At 72.5% G+C, this 19,218-nt stretch carries 19 protein-coding genes; 8 read left to right on the top strand and 11 right to left on the bottom strand.

Going from position 1 to position 19,218, the window contains the following annotated elements; all coding sequences use genetic code 11:
- The first annotated feature begins 70 nt into the window (after nucleotides 1-70).
- Nucleotides 71-2,527: a DEAD/DEAH box helicase gene (locus F1615_RS04265; RefSeq protein ID WP_149547505.1), complete on the top strand. Its 2,457-nt coding sequence runs from the start codon at nucleotides 71-73 to the stop codon at nucleotides 2,525-2,527.
- Nucleotides 2,528-2,604: 77 nt separating this feature from the next.
- The gene (locus tag F1615_RS04260; RefSeq protein WP_149547504.1) at nucleotides 2,605-3,486 is read left to right on the top strand and encodes an alpha/beta fold hydrolase; all 882 of its coding nucleotides are present in this window, start codon (nucleotides 2,605-2,607) and stop codon (nucleotides 3,484-3,486) included.
- On the opposite strand, the gene F1615_RS04255 is transcribed toward F1615_RS04260, so the two are convergent.
- On the bottom strand, nucleotides 3,483-4,376 hold the full coding sequence (locus tag F1615_RS04255; protein WP_167533656.1) for an NYN domain-containing protein: 894 nt from the start codon (nucleotides 4,374-4,376) through the stop codon (nucleotides 3,483-3,485). The two genes, F1615_RS04260 and F1615_RS04255, sit on opposite strands and share 4 nt — an antisense overlap.
- Before the next feature lie 228 nt (nucleotides 4,377-4,604).
- Here F1615_RS04255 and F1615_RS04250 point away from each other — a divergent pair, with 228 nt between their 5' ends.
- Entirely contained in the window at nucleotides 4,605-4,757 is a 153-nt protein-coding gene (locus F1615_RS04250; protein ID WP_142193303.1) for a hypothetical protein, read from the top strand.
- Nucleotides 4,758-4,870: 113 nt separating this feature from the next.
- Here the strand turns inward: F1615_RS04250 and F1615_RS04245 are convergent, their stop codons facing one another.
- The 4 genes from F1615_RS04245 to F1615_RS04230 form a co-directional block, all read right to left on the bottom strand.
- Entirely contained in the window at nucleotides 4,871-5,476 is a 606-nt protein-coding gene (locus tag F1615_RS04245; protein ID WP_149547503.1) for a MarC family protein, read from the bottom strand.
- A gap of 51 nt (nucleotides 5,477-5,527) precedes the next feature.
- Nucleotides 5,528-6,385 carry a PHP domain-containing protein gene (locus F1615_RS04240; RefSeq protein ID WP_149547502.1) on the bottom strand — a complete coding sequence of 286 codons (858 nt, stop codon included), beginning with the start codon at nucleotides 6,383-6,385 and terminating at the stop codon, nucleotides 5,528-5,530.
- A 118-nt stretch (nucleotides 6,386-6,503) separates the two neighbouring features.
- A complete protein-coding gene (locus F1615_RS04235) occupies nucleotides 6,504-7,145 on the bottom strand; it encodes a DUF6758 family protein (RefSeq protein ID WP_149547501.1) in 642 nt (213 codons plus the stop codon).
- Between the two features lie 114 nt (nucleotides 7,146-7,259).
- Nucleotides 7,260-7,844: a suppressor of fused domain protein gene (locus tag F1615_RS04230; protein WP_149547500.1), complete on the bottom strand. Its 585-nt coding sequence runs from the start codon at nucleotides 7,842-7,844 to the stop codon at nucleotides 7,260-7,262.
- 528 nt (nucleotides 7,845-8,372) lie between these two features.
- Here F1615_RS04230 and F1615_RS04225 point away from each other — a divergent pair.
- Nucleotides 8,373-9,494: a magnesium and cobalt transport protein CorA gene (locus tag F1615_RS04225; protein WP_149547499.1), complete on the top strand. Its 1,122-nt coding sequence runs from the start codon at nucleotides 8,373-8,375 to the stop codon at nucleotides 9,492-9,494.
- A gap of 41 nt (nucleotides 9,495-9,535) precedes the next feature.
- A complete protein-coding gene (locus F1615_RS04220) occupies nucleotides 9,536-10,051 on the top strand; it encodes a hypothetical protein (protein ID WP_149547498.1) in 516 nt (171 codons plus the stop codon).
- A gap of 6 nt (nucleotides 10,052-10,057) precedes the next feature.
- On the opposite strand, the gene F1615_RS04215 is transcribed toward F1615_RS04220, so the two are convergent.
- On the bottom strand, nucleotides 10,058-10,816 hold the full coding sequence (locus F1615_RS04215; RefSeq protein ID WP_149547497.1) for a hypothetical protein: 759 nt from the start codon (nucleotides 10,814-10,816) through the stop codon (nucleotides 10,058-10,060).
- 211 nt (nucleotides 10,817-11,027) lie between these two features.
- Here F1615_RS04215 and F1615_RS04210 point away from each other — a divergent pair, with 211 nt between their 5' ends.
- The 3 genes from F1615_RS04210 to F1615_RS04200 are packed head-to-tail and all read left to right on the top strand — an operon-like array spanning nucleotide 11,028 to nucleotide 14,086.
- Complete coding sequence (locus tag F1615_RS04210; protein ID WP_149547496.1) at nucleotides 11,028-12,311, top strand: magnesium transporter MgtE N-terminal domain-containing protein; 1,284 nt, start codon at nucleotides 11,028-11,030, stop codon at nucleotides 12,309-12,311.
- A complete protein-coding gene (locus F1615_RS04205; protein ID WP_149547495.1) occupies nucleotides 12,301-12,909 on the top strand; it encodes a DUF1003 domain-containing protein in 609 nt (202 codons plus the stop codon). Before F1615_RS04210 ends, F1615_RS04205 begins: the two co-directional genes overlap by 11 nt.
- A gap of 43 nt (nucleotides 12,910-12,952) precedes the next feature.
- Nucleotides 12,953-14,086: an Mrp/NBP35 family ATP-binding protein gene (locus F1615_RS04200; RefSeq protein ID WP_149547494.1), complete on the top strand. Its 1,134-nt coding sequence runs from the start codon at nucleotides 12,953-12,955 to the stop codon at nucleotides 14,084-14,086.
- A 56-nt stretch (nucleotides 14,087-14,142) separates the two neighbouring features.
- Here F1615_RS04200 and F1615_RS04195 read toward each other — a convergent pair whose 3' ends face one another.
- The 5 genes from F1615_RS04195 to sigE form a co-directional block, all read right to left on the bottom strand.
- Nucleotides 14,143-14,820, bottom strand: a complete 678-nt coding sequence (locus F1615_RS04195; RefSeq protein ID WP_149547493.1) for a hypothetical protein — start codon at nucleotides 14,818-14,820, stop codon at nucleotides 14,143-14,145.
- Between the two features lie 225 nt (nucleotides 14,821-15,045).
- The gene (locus F1615_RS04190) at nucleotides 15,046-15,474 is read right to left on the bottom strand and encodes a sec-independent translocase (RefSeq protein WP_149547492.1); all 429 of its coding nucleotides are present in this window, start codon (nucleotides 15,472-15,474) and stop codon (nucleotides 15,046-15,048) included.
- 130 nt (nucleotides 15,475-15,604) lie between these two features.
- Nucleotides 15,605-17,401 carry a trypsin-like peptidase domain-containing protein gene (locus F1615_RS04185; RefSeq protein ID WP_149547491.1) on the bottom strand — a complete coding sequence of 599 codons (1,797 nt, stop codon included), beginning with the start codon at nucleotides 17,399-17,401 and terminating at the stop codon, nucleotides 15,605-15,607.
- A gap of 102 nt (nucleotides 17,402-17,503) precedes the next feature.
- The gene (locus F1615_RS04180; RefSeq protein ID WP_149547490.1) at nucleotides 17,504-18,412 is read right to left on the bottom strand and encodes an anti-sigma factor family protein; all 909 of its coding nucleotides are present in this window, start codon (nucleotides 18,410-18,412) and stop codon (nucleotides 17,504-17,506) included.
- Nucleotides 18,409-19,068 (bottom strand): RNA polymerase sigma factor SigE, encoded by a 660-nt coding sequence (gene sigE, locus F1615_RS04175; protein WP_149547489.1) that lies wholly within the window; start codon nucleotides 19,066-19,068, stop codon nucleotides 18,409-18,411. The genes F1615_RS04180 and sigE overlap by 4 nt, the downstream gene beginning before the upstream one ends.
- Between the last annotated feature and the right edge of the window lie 150 nt (nucleotides 19,069-19,218).

The raw sequence follows: 19,218 nt of genomic DNA, 5'->3' as shown, positions 1-19,218 counted from the left end.
CGGGATCCTCCCCGAGACCGCCGAGGCCCTGGAAGCCGTCGGCATCATCACCCCCTTCCCCATCCAGGAGATGACGCTCCCCGTGGCCCTGTCGGGCACGGACGTCATCGGCCAGGCCAAGACCGGCACCGGCAAGACGCTCGGCTTCGGCCTTCCGCTCCTCGAGCGCGTCACCGTCCCCGCGGACGTGGAAGCCGGCCGCGCGAAGCCCGAGGACCTCACCGACGCCCCGCAGGCGCTGGTCGTCGTCCCCACGCGCGAGCTGTGCACGCAGGTCACCAACGACCTGCTGACCGCCGGCAAGGTGCGTAACGTGCGCGTCACCGCCATCTACGGCGGCCGGGCCTACGAGCCCCAGGTCGAGGCGCTGAAGAAGGGCGTCGACGTGATCGTCGGCACCCCGGGCCGGCTGCTCGACCTCGCCGGGCAGAAGAAGCTGAACCTGAACCACGTCAGGGCACTCGTCCTCGACGAGGCCGACGAGATGCTCGACCTGGGCTTCCTGCCCGACGTCGAGAAGATCATCAACTTCCTCCCGGCCAAGCGCCAGACCATGCTGTTCTCGGCCACCATGCCGGGCGCCGTGATCGGTCTCGCCCGGCGCTACATGTCGCAGCCGACGCACATCCGCGCCACGGCCCCGGACGACGAGGGCGCGACGGTCGCGAACACCAAGCAGTTCGTCTACCGCGCCCACAACATGGACAAGCCCGAGATGGTCGCGCGGATGCTGCGGGCCGACGGCCGGGGGCTGGTCATGGTCTTCTGCCGCACCAAGCGCACCGCCGCCGACCTCGCCGACCAGCTCAAGCAGCGCGGCTTCGCCTCCGGGGCGGTCCACGGCGACCTCGGCCAGGGCGCGCGCGAACAGGCCCTGCGCGCGTTCCGCAACGGCAAGGTCGACGTCCTCGTCTGCACCGACGTCGCCGCCCGCGGCATCGACGTCGAGGGCGTGACCCACGTCATCAACTACCAGACGCCCGAGGACGAGAAGACGTATCTGCACCGCATCGGCCGCACCGGCCGCGCGGGGGCGAAGGGTACGGCGATCACCCTGGTCGACTGGGACGACATCCCGCGCTGGCAGCTGATCAACAAGGCGCTGGAGCTCGGCCTCGGCGACCCGCAGGAGACGTACTCCACCTCCCCGCACCTGTTCACGGACCTGGGCATCCCCGAGGGCACCAAGGGCATCCTGCCGCGCGCGGACCGCACGCGCGCCGGGCTGGACGCGGAGGAGCTCGAGGACCTGGGCGAGCCGGGCGGCCGTGGGCCCCGCGGGCGCGGTGGCCGGGGCGGGCGCGGTGGCGACCGTCCCGAGGAGCGGGAGACCTCGGCCCGTACGCCGCGGCGCCGCCGCCGCACGCGTGGCGGTACACCGCTGGACGAGGCGGCGCAGCAGCCCGCGAACCCGGCCGCCGAAGGCACCGGTGAGGCGGAGACCGGCACGGCCGCACGCACCCCGCGCCGCCGTCGCCGTATGCGCGGCGGAGTCCCGGCGGGGGCGCCGTCGGCCGCGGTGACCGCGACCGAGCCCGCCGAGGCGGCGGAGTCCGCCGTCGACACGGCCGAGGGCACGGCGGACGCCTCCGGAGCCGCCGCGAAGCCGCGCCGCCGCCGCACCCGCAGGTCCGCGGAGACGGCAGCGGTGGACACGGCGGCCGTCGTCACCCCGTCGCCGGCCGAGGAGACCGCGGTGGCCGTGACGGCCCCCGTCGTCACGGAACCCGAGGCCGCCCCGGTCGCGGAGCCGCGCCGCCGCACCCGCCGGACCGCGGAGACGGCAGCGGTGGACACGGCCGAGGGAACGGACGAGCCGGCCGAGGCGACCGAGCCGAAGCCGCGCCGCACCCGCAAGACCGCCGCGAAGGCCGAGACCCCGGTCGACGCCGCCGAGACGGCCGAGGCGACCGAGGCCAAGCCCCGCCGCACCCGCAAGACCGCCGCGAAGGCGGAGGCCGCGGTCGACGCCGTCGAGGGAACCGCGGAGCCGGCCGAGGCGGCCGAGACCAAGCCGCGCCGCACCCGCAAGACCGCCGCGAAGGCCGAGACCCCGGTCGACGCCGCCGAGACGGCCGAGGCGACCGAGGCCAAGCCCCGCCGCACCCGCAAGGCCACCGCGAAGGCGGAGGCCGCCGTCGACACCGCCGAGGCGGTCGAGGCCAAGCCGCGCCGCCGCACCCGCAAGGCCGCCGAGTCGGACCCGGCCGTCGCCGTCGGCATCCCGGCTCAGACGGCCCCGGAGTCCGAGGCCGAGGAGACCAAGCCGCGCAGGACGCGGAAGGCCGCCGCCAAGAAGGCGGAGCCCGCCGTCGACACCGCCGAGGCCGCGCCGCGCCGCCGCACCCGCAAGGCCGCCGAGATCCCGGCGCAGGCCGCGCAGGAGCCGGAGGCTACCGGGGCCAAGCCGCGCCGGACCCGCAAGGCCGCCCCGGCCGCGCAGGAGCCGGAGGCCGCGGACGAGGCGAAGCCCAGGGCCCGCCGTACCCGCAAGGCCACGGCCGCCGCGGAGCCCGCGGAGGGCTGACGCACCACGCCGACGGCCCGGTCCCACCCCCGTGGGACCGGGCCGTCGGCGTGTCCGTACCCCTTACGCTTCGTTCTGTGACCAGCCGCTCCGCCTCCGCCCCGCCTCCGGGCGCCCGTGTCCGCCGACTTCGCACCTCCCGCGGTGAGTTCGCCGTCGTGGACGTGACGCCGCCCCCCGGGGCCGGGGTGAAGGGGACGGTACTGCTGCTGCCCGGGTACACCGGCAGCAAGGAGGACTTCACGCTGGTGCACGAACCGCTCGCGGCGCGCGGATACCGTACGGTCGCCGTGGACGGGCGGGGGCAGTACGAGTCGGACGGACCCGCCGACGACGAATCGGCCTACGCGCGGGACGAGTTGGCCCGGGACGTGCTCGCGCAGGCGGAGGCGCTCGGTGCGCCCGTGCACCTCGTCGGCCACTCCCTCGGCGGCCAGATCGCCCGTGCCGCCGTCCTCCTGGACCACTCCCCCTTCCGCTCGCTCACGCTCGTCTCCTCCGGGCCCGCACACATCTCCGTCTCCCAGGAGCAGCGGGTGAAGCTGCTGCGGGACGCGCTCGCGGTGATGTCGATGGCGGAGTGCTGGGAGGCGATCCTGGCCATGGGTCCTCCGGAGGAGGTGGGTGGTCCGGCCCGCGGGGTCGGCGGCCAGGAGTTCTTGCGCAGACGCTGGTTGGGCACGCGACCGGCACAACTGCTCGCCACGGGACATCAGTTGTGCACCGAGCCGGACCGGGTCGCCGAACTGGCCGCCGTGCCGCTGCCGTTCCACGTCCTGTCGGGCGAGCGCGACGACACGTGGCCGGTGCCGGACCTCGACGAGATGGCCCGGCGGCTGGGGGCGCACCGCACCGTCGTCGACGGGGCCGAGCATTCGCCCGCCGTCGACCGGCCCGCCCCGACCGCCCGTGCCCTCGCCGACTTCTGGGACGACCCGCGCCCCGGGGAGCCCGCCTAGTACTGCGCCTGCAGATGGTCCCAGAAGCCGTCCCGCAGTGCGCGTCGCAGGTCCGCCTGGCCGCGCAGGGAGTACTGGAGGAGGCCTTCCGCCTCGACCAGCAGGTCCTGGTCGACGGAGCCGGGCAGATAGGGGTGGCCGGGGAGGAGCTCCACCATGGTCTCCCGGCCGCGTGCGGCCAGCCACTTGGCGGCGATCTGCGCGCCGACGAACCGCACGTCCTCGCGGGTGGGCCGGCCGGTGGTGCCCTCGTACGCCGGTGCCGTGCGCCGGGAGACGTAGGGCTTGAAGAAGTCGAGGTCGAGGGTGCGCTGGCTGTCGACCTCCCAGAGCAGCGGCTCGGCCTGGTTGCGGCCCTCCGGGGCCTCGATGCCCCAGAGGTGGACCCGGGCGCCGTACCCCTGGGCCGCCTCGACCGCCGAGACGAGGTCCTCGTCGCCGCCGAGCAGGGCCGCGTCACTGATGGCGCGGTGCCGGGCCAGTGACTCCAGGTCGGTGCGGATGAGGGAGTCGACGCCCTTCTGCTGGTTGTTGGCGTTGAGGTTGCCGAGGCGGACCTTGACGTCCGGGAGTTCGGCGATGGTCTGCTGCTCCGCGGTGTGGATGCGGCGCCTGGCCCCGTCGTACCAGTAGACGCGCAGCAGCCTGCTGTCGGCGAAGATATTGCGGGCCCGGTCGATGAGCGCGTCGATGAGTCCCTCGGCGTCGAGGTCGAAGGCCCGGCGGTCCTCCGTCCCGGCCACGAGCCGCCCCGCGGCGGCGTACAGATAGCCGGCGTCGACGAAGATCGCGTGCGTCGAGGGCGTCTTCGCCACCTCGGCGAGCATGCGCTGAAGCAGCTCGTTCGTGCGGTCGATACGGGCGTGCAGGGCCGCCAGGTCGTCGTTCATCACTTCCATTGTCCCGGTGGTCACGCTATGAACACAACCGGTCCCGATCAGTCCACCTCGAAACCCTTACCGGTCAGTATTTAGTCGATCGAAAAATTTCCTTAGCGTAGGGAATGTTTGCACCGCGCATGCCGTTGAAACCGTCATGGAACACGGGCCCGACTGGCCTGTGCGCCGCCCACCGAGTAGTTCTCCTTCAGGAGGATGACCAGACGAAGGGAGAAGCCCGTGCGCTTCGAAATCATGCGACTCGACGACGTCGACGGCACACCCGTGGACACGACCGTCGTGGACGCCGCCTCCGTCAACCGCATCGTTCAGCAGGCCGCCGCCATCGGGCAGCGCCTCTGGATCCGCCCGGCCGACGCCCCGGCCTCGTAACGCACGTCCGCGGGACGCCGCCCACACGGGCCCGGCCGCCCCGGCACGCATGCTTCGGAGCCCCCGTACCGCCATCGGTACGGGGGCTCCGCGACGTCCGCGAGGATGCCGGGTCAGCCGCCCCGGACGACCTGGGTGACGCCGTTGATGATCTGCTGCACGGCGATCGCGGAGAGCATCATGCCGGCCAGGCGCGTCACCAGGACCACCCCGCCGTCCTTGATGACCCGGATGATCAGCAGCGAGTACCGCATCACCAGCCACAGCACGACGTGGATGGCGAGGATCGCCGACCACACCGAGACCTGCCCGGTGAGCCCGTCGGCCTTCTGCACGGCGAGGATGACCGACACGATCGCACCCGGCCCCGCCAGCAGCGGCATGCCCAGCGGGACCAGGGCGACGTTGACGTCCTTGGTCTGCTTGGGCTCGTCGGTCTTGCCGGTGAGCAGGTCGAGCGCGATCAGCAGCAGGAGCAGCCCGCCCGCGATCATCAGCGCCGGCACCGACACGTGCAGGTAGGCGAGGATCTGGTGGCCGAGCAGCCCGAACACGGTGATCACGCCGCCGGCCACACAGACGGCCTGGAAGGCCATCCGCCTCTGCACCTTGGCGGGCCGGCCCGCGGTCAGGGCGAGGAAGATCGGGGTGATCCCAGGGGGATCCATGATGACAAAAAGGGTCAGGAAGAGAGAGCCGAAGACGGCGACGTCGAGCATGACTGCCTTGCTGGGAACGAAGTGAAAAGGGGTACGGGGTGAGGACGGACCTCAGACTCCGCCGGCCCCGGGCACCGGGAACGCCCCCGTCGCGCGCCGTGTGATCTCGCCGTACACCTCGGGGTCCGTCATGAACTCGCCGAGGACGCAGGTCTTCCTGCTGCCGTGGTAGTCGCTGGACCCGGTGACCAGGAGACCCAGTTCCTTCGCCAGGCCCCGCAGCCGCGCCCGGGTCTCGGGGTCGTGGTCCATGTGGTCGACCTCGATGCCGTCGAGTCCGGCCCCGGCAAGATCGGCGATCGCGGACTCCGGCACGGTCCTGCCCCGCTTGTCCGCGGCGGGGTGCGCGAAGACGGCGACGCCGCCCGCGTTCTTCACCAGCCGCAGGGCTACGAAGGGGTCGGTCTCGTGCTTCTCCATGTACGCGCGGCCTCCGTCGGCCAGCCACTCCTGGGTGAAGGCGTCGCTCACGCTCGGCACGACGCCCAGTTCGACGAGGGCGGTGGCCACGTGCGGCCGGCCCACCGATCCGTCGCCCGCGATCCGCGCGACCTGCTCCCAGGTGACCGGCACGCCCAGCGCGTTCAGCTTGGCGATCATGCCCTTGGCCCGCGGCACCCGGTCGTCCCGGACCAGCTCGCGCTCGGCGAGCAGCGCGGGCTCCTCCGGGTCGAACAGGTAGGCCAGCATGTGCATGCTGACGCCGTCGAGCCGGCAGGAGAGTTCGGCGCCGGTGACCAGGGTGAGTCCCGCCGGCAGCACGGCGAGCGCCTCGGCGTGTCCGCGGGTGGTGTCGTGGTCGGTCAGCGCGATGACGTCGAGACCGGCGGCAGCGGCCTTGCGGACCAGCTCGGCCGGAGTGTCCGTGCCGTCGGACGCGGTGGAGTGGGTGTGCAGGTCGATGCGCACGACGCGTTACTCCAAGCGGTGACGGACGGATGGGGACGCTCCAGGATAACCGGATTTTCCACCGCCCCTGTCACACCCGAAACGGCCGTGCGCCCCCTACCGGCGGTCCCTGGGGCGGCTACGCCTCGAGCAACCGCGGTGACAGCGCCCCGCAGGGCACCAGTTCCACCTCCGCCCCGGCGTCCCGCAGGTCGGTGAGGACCAGCTCGTCGTACATCAGCAGCCCGGACCGCTCCGGCCACACCACCGCCCACAGCCACATGCCGAGCGCCTCGCCCGCGAACACGGCACGGTCGTCCGGCGTCCGGGAGACGTGCCAGAGCGGGGTCGGCCGGCCGGCGGCCAGCACCTTGGCCTGCGGTGGCTTCTCGACGTTCATGTACGGCCCCGGGTCCGGGCCGTCGATGCCCGCGTACCGCGCGCCGAGGCCGACGCCGAGCTCCTCGGCGACCAGGATCAGTTCACCCATTCCGCCGAGCGGTCCCGGACCGGTGCACGCGACGGCCGTCGCCCGGCCCCCGCTGCGGTCGTCGCCAGCGGACGCCACACCCGTGAAGAGCCAGCCCACCGGCAGCGGCCACGGCATCCACACCGGCACCTTCGTGCGGTGCACGACGACTTCGAGGGCTTCGACGCTCGGCGGTATCACGGGCTGCAGCGGGTGCACGGTGCCGTGCACGTCGCACTGCCAGGCATCCGAGAAGAGGCCGGGAGCCCTGACCCGGCCACCGCACTTCGGGCAACTGGGTTCGCCCCTCATAGAGCCCCACGGTCCTAGCTCTGCCGCGCCACGTCAAGGACGATCACCCGGCCGGCGCACTCATCTTGTGGAATCAGCACGATATTCACACCGACGAGTTCCGGCCGGTCGGTCTCAGTCCAGTGGGGCGGACCTGCGGGACGGGTCCCTGAGATCCGTGCCCTGGTTCAGCCAGCGCTCCTGGAGGGCCTGGGCGCCGTGCACGCGCTTCCAGGCGGCCTCGTTCGGGGTCATCGGCAGCAGCGGCAGGAACCGTACGGGGTCCAGGGGGTCGTCGAGCTCCAAGTCCTCCACCAGGCCGCCCGGCTCGGCGACCAGCACGGAGGTGAACGGGGCGCCGGGCCACAGCGGTCCGCCCACGTCGAGCGAGGCGCCGGGGGCCACGACCACACCCTCGACCTGCGGGGACGCGGCGAGCACGGCGAGCGGGCGGAGCACCTTGTCGGTGTCGGCCACACCGGCCCGTACGGACAGCACCAGCTCGACACGCGGGCCCTTGACCGGGTCCGCGACGACCGCCGTGGGGTCGGTCATGGGGTGCGCGGACATGCCGAGGGTGGCGTAGCGCACGATGTCGCCCTCGTGGAAGCGCAGCACCTCGATGCGGTCCGTGCCCAGGAAGGTGACCGCCGCGCGCGCGTCCGGCTCGCCCAGCGCGGTGCGCAGCCGGGCCTCGACCAGAGGAAGAACATCAGCCATGCGGCGAGCATAGAACTCGTCAGTACCGGGCAAAGCAAAGCCTTGACATGCCGGTCGGCTGATACGCTTGGCCGGTGGTTCGGGCCGCACGCAGATAGGGACACCACCCAGGCCGTTGATGCCCTGCGGGAGTCCGATCGTCCCGAACGCCCGTATGACACTCCCCACTCAGGGGAAATCCCCCCAGGGGATGTGGATCGTCCCTCACGAGGGACCGGCCGGAGGAGGTGGGGCTGGCATGGACCGAAGTCGACCGTGCAGTATCACCCGCTCTTCCGCCCGCTGATGTAGCTGCTCCCTGTCTGGCTGCCGCCTTTCGCCTGCGCGTCTTCATCGGAAGAGCACGTCGTTTCGTTCTGCCTGATCTGCCCCCGTAGCTGTATCAGCGACGAAGCTCGCCACCGCGACGGTGCGGTGCTGCCCGCTTTGTGGACGTGCCAAACATCCGCAGTCCAGGACGTCCTCATTCCGGGTTGTTCCACCCGTCGTTCCGGCGCCTTTCGTTGCCTGCCCGCGAAGGAGCCCGCCATGTCGATGATCCGCGACCTGCGCGCCGTGGTCCGTCCCTCCTCCCGTGTCTCGCTGCGCAAGGAGAGCGGCCCGTACGACACCACCCGTGACCCCGCGACGACCACCGCCGTCGTCGACTGCGCCGTCTACCGCGACGGCCGCCGCCTGGTGACCGAGGGCGGCCAGCTCACCCCCCAGGAGGCCATGCGCCTGGTGCGTCGCGACGGGGGCTTCGTGTGGATCGGCCTGCACGAACCGAACGAGGCCGAATTCGCCGGGATCGCCGCGGAGTTCGGGCTCCACCCGCTGGCCGTGGAGGACGCCGTCCAGGCCCACCAGCGGCCCAAGCTGGAGCGCTACGACGACTCCCTGTTCACGGTCTTCAAGACCATCCACTACGTCGACAAGAACCGGCTCACCTCCAGCAGCGAGGTCGTCGAGACCGGCGAGGTGATGTGCTTCACCGGCCGGGACTTCTTCATCACCGTCCGGCACGGCGGCCAGGGCTCCCTGCGCGCCCTCAGGCACCGCCTCCAGGACGACCCCGAACTGCTGGCCAAGGGCCCCTCGGCGGTACTGCACGCCATCGCCGACCATGTGGTGGACGGCTACATCGCGGTGGCCGACGCGGTGCAGGACGACATCGACGAGGTCGAGACGCAGGTGTTCTCGCCGGGCCGCAAGGGCGCCCCGCGCGGTACGGACGCCGGGCAGATCTACCAACTCAAGCGTGAGGTGCTGGAGTTCAAGCGCGCCGTGGCGCCGCTGCTGCGGCCGATGCAGCTGCTCAGCGAGCGGCCGATGCGGTTGGTCGACCCGGAGATCCAGAAGTACTTCCGGGACGTCGCCGACCACGTGGCACGCGTGCAGGAGCAGGTCATCGGCTTCGACGAGCTGCTGAACTCCATCCTCCAGGCCAATCTGGCCCAGGCCTCCGTGGCGCAGAACGAGGACATGCGGAAGATCACCTCGTGGGCCGCGATCATCGCCGTACCGACCATGGTGTGCGGGGTGTACGGGATGAACTTCGACTACATGCCCGAGACGCACTGGAAGTACGGCTATCCGCTGGTCCTGAGTGTCACGGTGGCCATCTGTCTGGGCATCCACCGCACCCTGAAGCGCAACGGCTGGCTCTGACGGCGCACGGGACCCGGCGCGCCCCTGGATAGGCTGGGCACATGACAAGCGAGCTGCTCGACCGGGCCCTCATCGAGGAGGCCACGAAGAAGTCCGGCCTCATCTGGGTGAGGGGTCCCGGTGCTCCGGCCCGCGCGCTGTGGCACGTGTGGCACGACGGGGCCGCGTGCGTGATCGGCGACGGGCCCGGCGAGCAGCCGCTGCCGGGGCTGGCCGGCGGCGGACCGGCCGAGGTGACGGTCCGCAGCAAGGACAAGGGCGGCCGGCTGGTCACCTGGTCCGCGACGGTCGTGGAGCCGGCGCCGGGCTCCGAGGCGTGGGCGGCCGCGGTCGCCGAGCTCAAGGGCAAGCGGCTCAACGCGCCCGACGCCGAGACCATGCCCGAGCGCTGGGCGCGCGAGTGCCGGGTGCTGCGCCTCGAGCCGACGGGAGCGACGTCACCGCTCCCCGACGGTTCCCTGGCCGAGGCCCCGCTGCCGACCCCGGTGACGACGCGGCGGCCCGCCCCGGCCGGACTGCCCCGGCTGCTCCTGAAGGGGAAGCGGCGCCGTGGGTAGCCGGCGCTAGGACGTGGGGAGCTGCTTGCCGTAGTCCAGGGTCTCGTCCTCGGCCGGCTTCTCCAGGGGGAAGTCGGTACCCCAGGCCGAGAACGTGAGGGTGCCCGCCTTCCCGGCCCGCACCAGGCGCACCGGGTAGGGCTTGCCCTCGAGCGAGACGTCCAGGGTGCCGCCGGAGCCCTTGTCGCCGGTGACGCGGATGGTGCGCACGCCCGACTGCTCGTGGTGGCCGTCCGTGGCCAGCTCGCCGTGCAGGGTCAGCAGACCACTGAGCAGCACACTCTTGTCGGTGAAGCCGATGAACTTCCTGTACGAGGGATCGCCCTGCGGCACCTTCACATACTTCTCGGCGAGCTTGCCGGCCGCCGCCGCGTCCGCCTCGCTGTCGCCCTCACCCGCGCCGGCGCCCTGGCCCCAGAACTCGGCACCGGCCTTCAGGTACAGCTCGTCGTCGATCCGCAGCAGGCGAAACGTCTCCCCCTTGGTGGTGACCGAGCCGATGCCGCCCTTCTCCTTCAGCCGCATGTCGAGCGTGTACGTGCGTCCGCTGGTGACCACGGTTCCGTGCAGCCGCACGGCGCCGACCGACCCGGCGGCCTTCTGGGCCCTGTTCTGGATCTGGTCGGCGGGCAGTCGCCCGACACCGTTGGTGCCCTCGTTCGGATCCTCGGAGCATCCCGTGAGCGCCGTCCCCGTCACGAGCAGTGCGCACACGGCGCCGGCCAGCGTGGCCCTGCGGGAACGGCCCTGGGAGATCGGAATCACAGGTGGGCTGCCTCTCTTACGGGGGACCTGAACGGCGTACCGCAGAGTACCGGGGCCGGGGAGGCCGGGCGGAGCCAGTCCGTCCGGAGCGGCCGCGGGCGCACGGCCGATCGGGACGGGCTAGCCTGAAGCCCGTCCGAGCGGGCAATGGGGAGAAACGAACACAGCAGGCAGTACACCGAAAGATCCCGCACGAAAAGGAGCCGCCGCCATGGCAGGGGGCGCACCCCGGTTCTTCGTCTCACACGTCTCCGGTGTCGCCGTCTTCGACCCGGCCGGGGACCAGGTGGGACGCGTGCGCGATCTGGTCGTCATCCTGCGGCCCGGACGCCGCCCGCCGAGGCTGATCGGCCTGGTGGTCGAACTCTCCACCCGGCGCCGCATCTTCCTGCCCATGACCCGGGTGACCGCCGTGCAGTCCGGCCAGGTCATCACGACCGGGGTGCTCAACGTGCGGCGCTTCGAGCAGCGGCCCACGGAGCGGCTCGTCTTCGGCGAGCTCCTCGACCGGCGGGTGACGCTCGTGGACAGCGGCGAGGAGGTCACCGTCCTCGACCTGTCGGTGCATCAGCTGCCCGCCCGCCGCGAGTGGGAGATCGACCGCGTGTTCGTGCGCAAGGGGAAGAAGGGCGGCGCGTTCCGGCGCGGCAAGGGCGAGGCGCTGACCGTCGAGTGGTCCGCGGTCACCGGCTTCTCCCTGGAGGAGCACGGGCAGGGCGCCGAGAACCTGCTCGCCACCTTCGAGCAGCTGCGCCCCGCCGACCTCGCCAACGTCCTGCACCACCTCTCGCCCAAGCGGCGCGCGGAGGTGGCCGCCGCGCTCGACGACGACCGGCTCGCGGACGTCCTGGAGGAGCTGCCGGAGGACGACCAGATCGAGATCCTCGGCAAGCTGAAGGAGGAACGCGCGGCCGACGTGCTGGAGGCCATGGACCCCGACGACGCGGCCGACCTGCTCGGCGAGCTGCCCGAGGAGGACAAGGAACGGCTGCTGAGCCTGATGCAGCCGGGCGACGCGGCCGACATGCGGCGCCTGATGGCGTACGAGGAGCACACGGCGGGCGGCTTGATGACCACGGAGCCCATCGTGCTGCGGCCCGACGCGACCGTCGCGGACGCGCTCGCCCGCATCCGCGAGCCCGACCTCTCGCCCGCGCACGCCGCGCAGATCTACGTCTGCCGCCCGCCCGAGGAGACGCCCACCGGCAAGTACCTGGGCACCGTGCACTTCCAGCGCCTGCTGCGCGATCCCCCGTACACGCTGGTCGGCTCGATCCTGGACACCGATCTGCAGCCCCTGGACCCGGACGCGGCACTGCCCGTGGTCGCCGGGTTCTTCGCCGCGTACGACATGGTGGCGGCGCCCGTGGTCGACGAGGCCGGGTCGCTGCTCGGCGCGGTGACGGTGGACGACGTACTGGACCACATGCTGCCCGACGACTGGCGGGAGACCGAGTTCCACCTCGACGAGGAGGTGGTGCCCGATGGCGGCTGAGCGCGACGGCGTGCGCGAGCGGCTGCCGGCGGGTGCCACGGCCGCCGGCCGGCCGCGCACGCCCCGGCTGGACCAGCCGCGCCCTCCGCGGCGCCGGCTCCTGCCCGAGTGGGACCCGGAGGCCTTCGGGCGGCTCTCGGAGCGCACCGCGCGGTTCCTGGGCACCGGGCGCTTCATCGTCTGGATGACGTTCGTCATCATCCTGTGGGTGCTGTGGAACGTGTCCGCGCCGAAGCATCTGCGCTTCGACGAGTACCCGTTCATCTTCCTGACCCTGATGCTGTCCCTCCAGGCCTCCTACGCCGCCCCGCTGATCCTGCTCGCGCAGAACAGGCAGGACGACCGCGACCGGGTCAACCTGGAGCAGGACCGCAAGCAGAACGAGCGGTCGATCGCGGACACCGAGTACCTGACCCGGGAGATCGCCGCCCTGCGGATCGGGCTCGGGGAGGTCGCCACCCGGGACTGGATCCGTTCCGAGCTCCAGGACATGGTCAAGGAACTGGAGACACACCGGAACGGGCACAAGGAACAGCACGGCTCATTCACGGCGATGCGGGCGGAACGGCCGCCGGGACGTGACGCAGACGACCGCTGACATACTTACCGGCGGGTGTACCCGGCGCCGTACCATCGTCCTTATGGCTACGGAAGACGCGGTGCGCGAAGCACTGGCGACGGTGAACGACCCCGAGATCAACCGGCCCATCACCGAACTCGGCATGGTCAAATCGGTGGAGATCGGCGCGGACGGGGCGGTCGCGGTCACCGTGTACCTGACGGTCTCCGGCTGCCCCATGCGGGACACCATCACGCAGCGCGTGACGGACGCGGTCTCCCGGGTCGAGGGTGTCACCCGGGTCGACGTGACGCTGGACGTCATGAGTGACGAGCAGCGCAAGGAGCTGGCGAACGCCCTGCGCGGCGGCCAGACCGAGCGCGAGGTGCCCTTCGCCAAGCCGGGCAGCCTCACCCGGGTGTACGCGGTCGCGTCCGGCAAGGGCGGCGTCGGCAAGTCGTCGGTGACGGTGAACCTGGCGGCGGCCATGGCGGCCGACGGCCTGAAGGTCGGCGTCGTGGACGCCGACATCTACGGCCACTCGGTGCCGCGCATGCTGGGGGCCGACGGGCGTCCCACCCAGGTCGAGAACATGATCATGCCGCCGTCGGCGAACGGCGTGAAGGTCATCTCCATCGGCATGTTCACCCCGGGCAACGCGCCGGTCGTGTGGCGCGGGCCGATGCTGCACCGCGCGCTCCAGCAGTTCCTCGCGGACGTGTACTGGGGCGACCTGGACGTGCTGCTCCTCGATCTGCCGCCCGGCACGGGCGACATCGCGATCTCCGTGGCCCAGCTGGTGCCGAACGCCGAGATCCTGGTCGTCACCACGCCCCAGCAGGCGGCGGCCGAGGTGGCCGAGCGGGCGGGCTCCATCGCCGTGCAGACGCACCAGAAGATCGTCGGCGTGGTCGAGAACATGTCCGGGCTGCCCTGCCCGCACTGCGGCGAGATGGTCGACGTCTTCGGCACCGGCGGCGGCCAGACGGTCGCCGACGGCCTGACCCGCACGACCGGTACGAACGTCCCGGTGCTCGGTGCCATCCCGATCGACGTCCGGCTGCGCGAGGGCGGCGACGAGGGCAGGCCCGTGGTCCTGTCCGACCCGGACTCCCCGGCGGGCTCGGCGCTCCGCTCGATCGCCGGCAAGCTGGGCGGGCGGCAGCGGGGCCTGTCGGGCATGTCCCTGGGGATCACCCCGCGCAACAAGTTCTGAGGGTCCGCACGCCGAAGGGCGCCGTCCGCGGGGACGGCGCCCTTCGGCACACCCGCTCAGTCCTGGTACGCGGCGATGTCCTTGACCACGGCGAAGCCGAGGCCGTACGCGCTCATGCCCCGGCCGTACGCGCCCACGTGCACGCCCGCCCGCGTGGAACCGGCGAGCACCCAGCCGAACTCGGACTCCCGGTAGTGGAACGGCGTCGGAACCCCGTCCACGGGCAGGGACAGCGTCGACCAGTCCGCGCCCTCCAGGTCGTCGGCGAGGACCCAGGCCGTCTCCGTCTGCTGCTCCAGCCAGTCGTCGCGCAGGGAGTGGTCCATCTGGCCGGGCCAGGTGAAGGACAGCAGCCCCACACCGGCGAGCCAGGCGGCGGAGGAGACCGAGGTGGCCTCCAGCAGACCGGTGCCGTCGGCGCTGCGGCGGACCGGGTTGGCGGCCACCGTCACCACGACCGCGAACTTCTCCTTCGCGTCCCGGTCGGCCCCGGCCGCGTACTCGCTGCGCACCGAGGGCTCGTCGCCGTGCCCGACCGATCCGTGTTCGACGGCTCCGTCGGCCGCCAGTCCGACCTGCATCAGCCAGCGCGGCCCCGTGAAGGCCTCGTCCAGGCCGTACCACGGGAAGGGCGCACGCAGGTAGCCGTCGACCGTACGCCGGGCGGCGGAGGGGACGTGTGGTCCGTCCTCCGCGGCCGGCGCCTGCGCGACTGCCGAACTCGTCGTCTCCATGTGCCCGGACGCCTCCTCGCTCTCGTCGGACCGGGCGGCCCGCCCCCCTACGGGCGTACTCGTCCGTTCCGCACAACAACTCGGCAGCATAGCCACCCCGCGGCCACGGGCCGGGAAACTGCCCGGCAGACGGCTCGCCAGGACGTCCGTATCAGGCCGTACGGAGCCCGGGTGGAGTATGAAACGCGTCACGTGCGCGAGGGCGTACGCCCTCGCGCACACGGCTCAGGTGGCGTCCGCGTCGAAGGGCGGACGGCTGTCGGCCGCCGGGATCTCCGGTTTCTTGGTCATGTCCACGCGGCCGCCGGAGGGGGGCGTGGCGGAGTCCGTCTCGCGGCCGTGGACGGCGTCCGCGACCTCGGCCATCTCCTTCTTCAGGTCGAAGCCGTTACGGATCTCCTTCAGCCCCAGGTCGTCGTTGTCCATCTGCTTGCGGATGAACGTCTTGGGGTTGAGGTCCTCGAACTCGAAGTCCTTGAACTCCGGGCCGAGCTCCTGCCGGATGTCCTGCTTGGCGCTCTCCGAGAAGTCCCGGATCTTCCGGATCGTGCGGGTCACGTCCTGGATGACCTTGGGGAGCTTTTCCGGACCGAAGACGAGCACGGCGAGGACGATGAGCGTCACCAGCTCGAGCGGTCCTATGTCATTGAACACCTGAAGCTCCTCGCGATGCCTTCGGTCCTCGGCCCTCGGTGCCGGCCTGTGGTCTTCCGTGGTCCGGGCCGGGTCCACGGTACCCGGCCATCCCGTACGACCGGTACTGTCCCGGGCGCCCGCGTCCCGCTCAGCCGCCGTCGGAGGAGCCGAGCACCAGCGACACCGTCCGCTCCTTCCCGTCCCGCTCCAGGGTGAGCTCCAGCCGGTCGCCGGGGCGGTGTGCGCGGGTCTTGACGATCAGTTCCTCACCGGAGTGGACGCGCCGGCCGTCGACCTCGGTGATGACGTCGCCGGCCTCGATCCCGGCCTCGGCGCCGGGGCCGCCGGTGCTGACCGGTGGACCGCCGTCGCTTCCCTTGGCGGCGACGCGGGCGCCGTCGCCGCTGTAGTCCATGTCGAGGGTGATGCCGATCACCGGGTGGCTCGCGCTCCCGGTGTTGATCAGCTCCTCGGCGACGCGCTTGCCCTGGTTGATCGGGATGGCGAAGCCGAGCCCTATGGAACCGGCCCGACCGCCGTCCAGGTCGGCACCGCCGTCGGCGGACCGGATGGCCGAGTTGATGCCGATCACCCGGGCCTTGGCGTCGAGCAGGGGGCCGCCGGAGTTGCCGGGGTTGATCGGCGCGTCGGTCTGCAGGGCGTCGACGTACGACACGTCGCTGCCGTCGCCCTTCTCGCCGCCCGCGGTGATGGGCCGCTCGCGGGCGCTGATGATGCCGGAGGTGACGGTGCCGGCCAGGTCGAAGGGGGCGCCGATGGCGACGACGGGGTCTCCGACGCGCACGTTGTCGGAGTTGCCGAGGGGCAGGGGGGCGAGCCCGCGGACGCCCTTCACCTTCACGACGGCGAGGTCGTAGCCGCTGTCCCGGCCGACGACGGTGGCCTCGGCGGTGTCACCGCTGTGGAAGGTGACGGTGATCTCGCCGTCGTCGCCTGCGGGCTCGACGACGTGGTTGTTGGTGAGGATGTGACCGCGCCCGTCGAGCACGAAGCCGGTGCCGGTGCCGGCCTTCCCGGCGCCGCTCACGTGCAGGGTGACGACGCTGGGCAGTGCCTGCGCGGCGATTCCGGCGACGCTGCCCGGGTCCCGCCCGGACGCCTCCTTGCCGGCCTGCGGCAGTTCCACGGTCCCCACCCCGCCGTTGCGCTCCAGGTACGCGCCGACGATCCCGCCGATGCCGCCGGACACGAGGGCGAGCATGAGCGCGCCTGTCAGGAGCACCCGGCGGGCGCCCCCGCGCCGCCGCTTGCCGTCCGCCACCGCGGGCCCGGCCTGCCGCAGCGGGGTGCCCGCCGCGGCCGCCGCCCAGGGGTCGTAGCGCCCCCAGGGGTCGGCGGGCGGGGCGTCCGTGGCGTCGGGGTGCGCCTGGGCGGGGATGGGCGTGGCCGTGGCCGCGGGAGGTGCGACGCTCGCCATCCCGTGCGCGGGAGTGGCCGCCGGGTGCTGCACGGGCGGTGCGGGGGCCCAGGGGCCCGGCTCGCCGTAGGGCGGGGTGCTGTAGGGGTCGGGGTCGTGCAGGGGCCGCGTCCGCCCGCCACCGGGCCCGTGCGGCTCACCCGGGGCAGCAACACCCGGCACGTCGGCGGGCTCGGCGTTCCCCTGGGACCCGGCGGCGTCGGCAGGGGTGCCGGGCGTCGGGGCGGGACCGGACTCCGGAGGGGCGGGCGCGTCGGACCCGCCCGTCCGTCCGGCGGGAACAGCGGGTGCCGGCGCCACGGTCGTCTCCGGCCCGGAGGCGGTGGGCGTGCTCCGCGCGTCGGGGGTGTTCCCGGCGTTTCGGGGGCGGTCGAGTTCGTAGTCGCCCTCGTGGTTGCCCGTGGTGGCCGGTGCGCCGGCCGGGCGGGCCAGTTCGAAGTCCCCGTCGGGTACCTCCGGACGCACGGTCGGCTCCTCCCCCGGTGGGCCCGGCTTCCCGTTGTTCATGCTCTCCCCACAGCTGGACACTGGCTCGGCGCCCGGCCGCATCTGCCTGGGCGCGCCGCCTGGAATCTAATCAGGTTCGCGCGCCCTTGCGCAGTGAACGGGTCAGCGGGCCGTGCTGGTGGGCCTGGGGGTGACGAGACCGGGGGCCCTGAGCCCGGCGGAGGTGGCCCATGCGGTCAGGGTGAGCGGCGGGGCGGATTCCAGCGGGCGTATCAGCGGGGACACCGCCGTGGCACCCCCCTCCGCGGGCGGGGGAACGCCGGGCAGCAGCGGCGCGGAGACCGCCGTCGGAGCGACGGAGGCGCCGCCTCGCGCGCTCTGCCCCGCCATCTGGCTCAGCAGCGGTCCGACGCCACGGCGCCGGGATTCGGGCGCCGTGGCCGGGGCCGCGCCCTGGGTGCGCACCGGCGTCACATTGCTGCCCTTGCCCGAGCCGCGGGCCTCCGGGTCGGCGGGCCCGGTCGCGGTGACGCCGCCCAGGGCGATCGCGGCCAGCGACACCGCTCCGGCGGCGACGAACGCGAACCGCAGTCCGCGCGAGGCCGGCCGGTCGGTCTCGTGACGGCTGACGTCGTGGATGCCGAATTCCCGGCCGGCCACGGCTGCCGCCGGTGCCGTGCCGTGGCGCCGGACGGGCGTGTACGCGAACTCGAAGCGCTCGCCGCGCCTGCTCCCGAAGACCCCGGAGGAGCCGAACCGCCCGGCCGGGCCGCCCGGCAGTCCCCCGCCGCCCAGCGGTGAGCCGTCGCCGAGGTCGCCGCCGGCCGGCAGCCCCTGCAGACGGGCCAGGAAGCTCTCGGACGGCGGCGGCGGGGCCGCCTCCGCGAAGACGTTCTTCAGACGGCGCTGGGCGTCCACCTCCGCCTTGCACTTCGCGCAGGTGGCGACGTGCGCCAGTACGCGCTCACGCGCGTCATGACCGAGCTCCCCGTCCACCAGGGCGGAGAGTCGGTCTCCCAGGTGCTGCTCTGCGAGGTGTCCCTCGGAGGACTTCGGCTGTGAACCGCTCACGCGCTCGCGCCCCCTCCTCCCATTGCGGGAACACGCGGCATGAAGGAGCGGCGGTCCGCGCGCGCCTGGGGCGAACGGTGCGCGAGGGCCTTGCGCAGCTGGGAACGGCCGCGGTGGATCCGGGAACGGACGGTGCCGAGCTTGACGCCCAGGGTGGCCGCGATCTCCTCGTACGACAGACCTTCGATGTCGCACAGGACGACGGCGGCGCGGAACTCGGGGGCGAGGGTGTCGAGGGCCTGCTGGACGTCCGCGTCGAAGTGGGCGTCGTTGAAGACCTGCTGCGGTGAGGGCTCCTTGCTGGCCAGCCGCTCGGCCGCGTCGTCACCGAGCGCGTCGAAGCGGATCCGCTGCTTGCGGCGGACCATGTCCAGGAAGAGGTTGGTGGTGATGCGGTGCAGCCAGCCCTCGAAGGTGCCGGGGGTGTACGTCGACAGGGAGCGGAAGACGCGGACGAAGACCTCCTGCGTGAGGTCCTCGGCGTCGTGCTGGTTGCCGGTGAGGCGGTAGGCGAGCCGGTAGACCCGGCCGCTGTGCATGCTGACGATCTCCTCCCAGGTGGGCGGAGTCCACGCCTGCCCGTCCGCGTCGCTGGAGAAGGTCGCGGTCTGGGCCGGGTCGCCGGCGCGGTGGTGGTCAGCAGCGGTGTCGTTCACGGATTTCGGCCTGCCCGCCGATCCGAGGAAGCGCCGCAGCACTCCTCCGCGATCCACAGGCGCAGCCGCACCTCCCCTATCGGCTCTGGTGGTGTCCAGTGGAGCCCCTACCATAGCCACCTCGCCCGTTAGCTCCGGATAAGCGGTTTT

Origin of the sequence: Streptomyces marokkonensis (assembly GCF_008312835.1) — a bacterium.
GTDB classification, from domain to species: Bacteria; Actinomycetota; Actinomycetes; order Streptomycetales; family Streptomycetaceae; genus Streptomyces; species Streptomyces marokkonensis_A.
The sequence above is the reverse complement of the archived record's forward strand: the minus strand, read 5'-3'. Positions and strand labels throughout refer to the sequence as shown.

Excerpts from the sequence above, each read along its gene's own strand:
- F1615_RS04245 (WP_149547503.1), bottom strand. The coding sequence starts at position 5,476 with ATGCTCGACGTCGCCGTCTTCGGCTCTCTCTTCCTGACCCTTTTTGTC.
- F1615_RS04185 (WP_149547491.1), bottom strand. The coding sequence starts at position 17,401 with ATGAACAACGGGAAGCCGGGCCCACCGGGGGAGGAGCCGACCGTGCGT.
- F1615_RS04220 (WP_149547498.1), top strand. The coding sequence starts at position 9,536 with ATGACAAGCGAGCTGCTCGACCGGGCCCTCATCGAGGAGGCCACGAAG.
- F1615_RS04225 (WP_149547499.1), top strand. The coding sequence starts at position 8,373 with ATGTCGATGATCCGCGACCTGCGCGCCGTGGTCCGTCCCTCCTCCCGT.
- F1615_RS04265 (WP_149547505.1), top strand. The coding sequence starts at position 71 with ATGACGCTCCCCGTGGCCCTGTCGGGCACGGACGTCATCGGCCAGGCC.
- F1615_RS04205 (WP_149547495.1), top strand. The coding sequence starts at position 12,301 with ATGGCGGCTGAGCGCGACGGCGTGCGCGAGCGGCTGCCGGCGGGTGCC.
- F1615_RS04235 (WP_149547501.1), bottom strand. The coding sequence starts at position 7,145 with ATGAGGGGCGAACCCAGTTGCCCGAAGTGCGGTGGCCGGGTCAGGGCT.
- F1615_RS04195 (WP_149547493.1), bottom strand. The coding sequence starts at position 14,820 with ATGGAGACGACGAGTTCGGCAGTCGCGCAGGCGCCGGCCGCGGAGGAC.
- F1615_RS04230 (WP_149547500.1), bottom strand. The coding sequence starts at position 7,844 with ATGGCTGATGTTCTTCCTCTGGTCGAGGCCCGGCTGCGCACCGCGCTG.
- F1615_RS04255 (WP_167533656.1), bottom strand. The coding sequence starts at position 4,376 with ATGAACGACGACCTGGCGGCCCTGCACGCCCGTATCGACCGCACGAAC.
- F1615_RS04200 (WP_149547494.1), top strand. The coding sequence starts at position 12,953 with ATGGCTACGGAAGACGCGGTGCGCGAAGCACTGGCGACGGTGAACGAC.
- F1615_RS04210 (WP_149547496.1), top strand. The coding sequence starts at position 11,028 with ATGGCAGGGGGCGCACCCCGGTTCTTCGTCTCACACGTCTCCGGTGTC.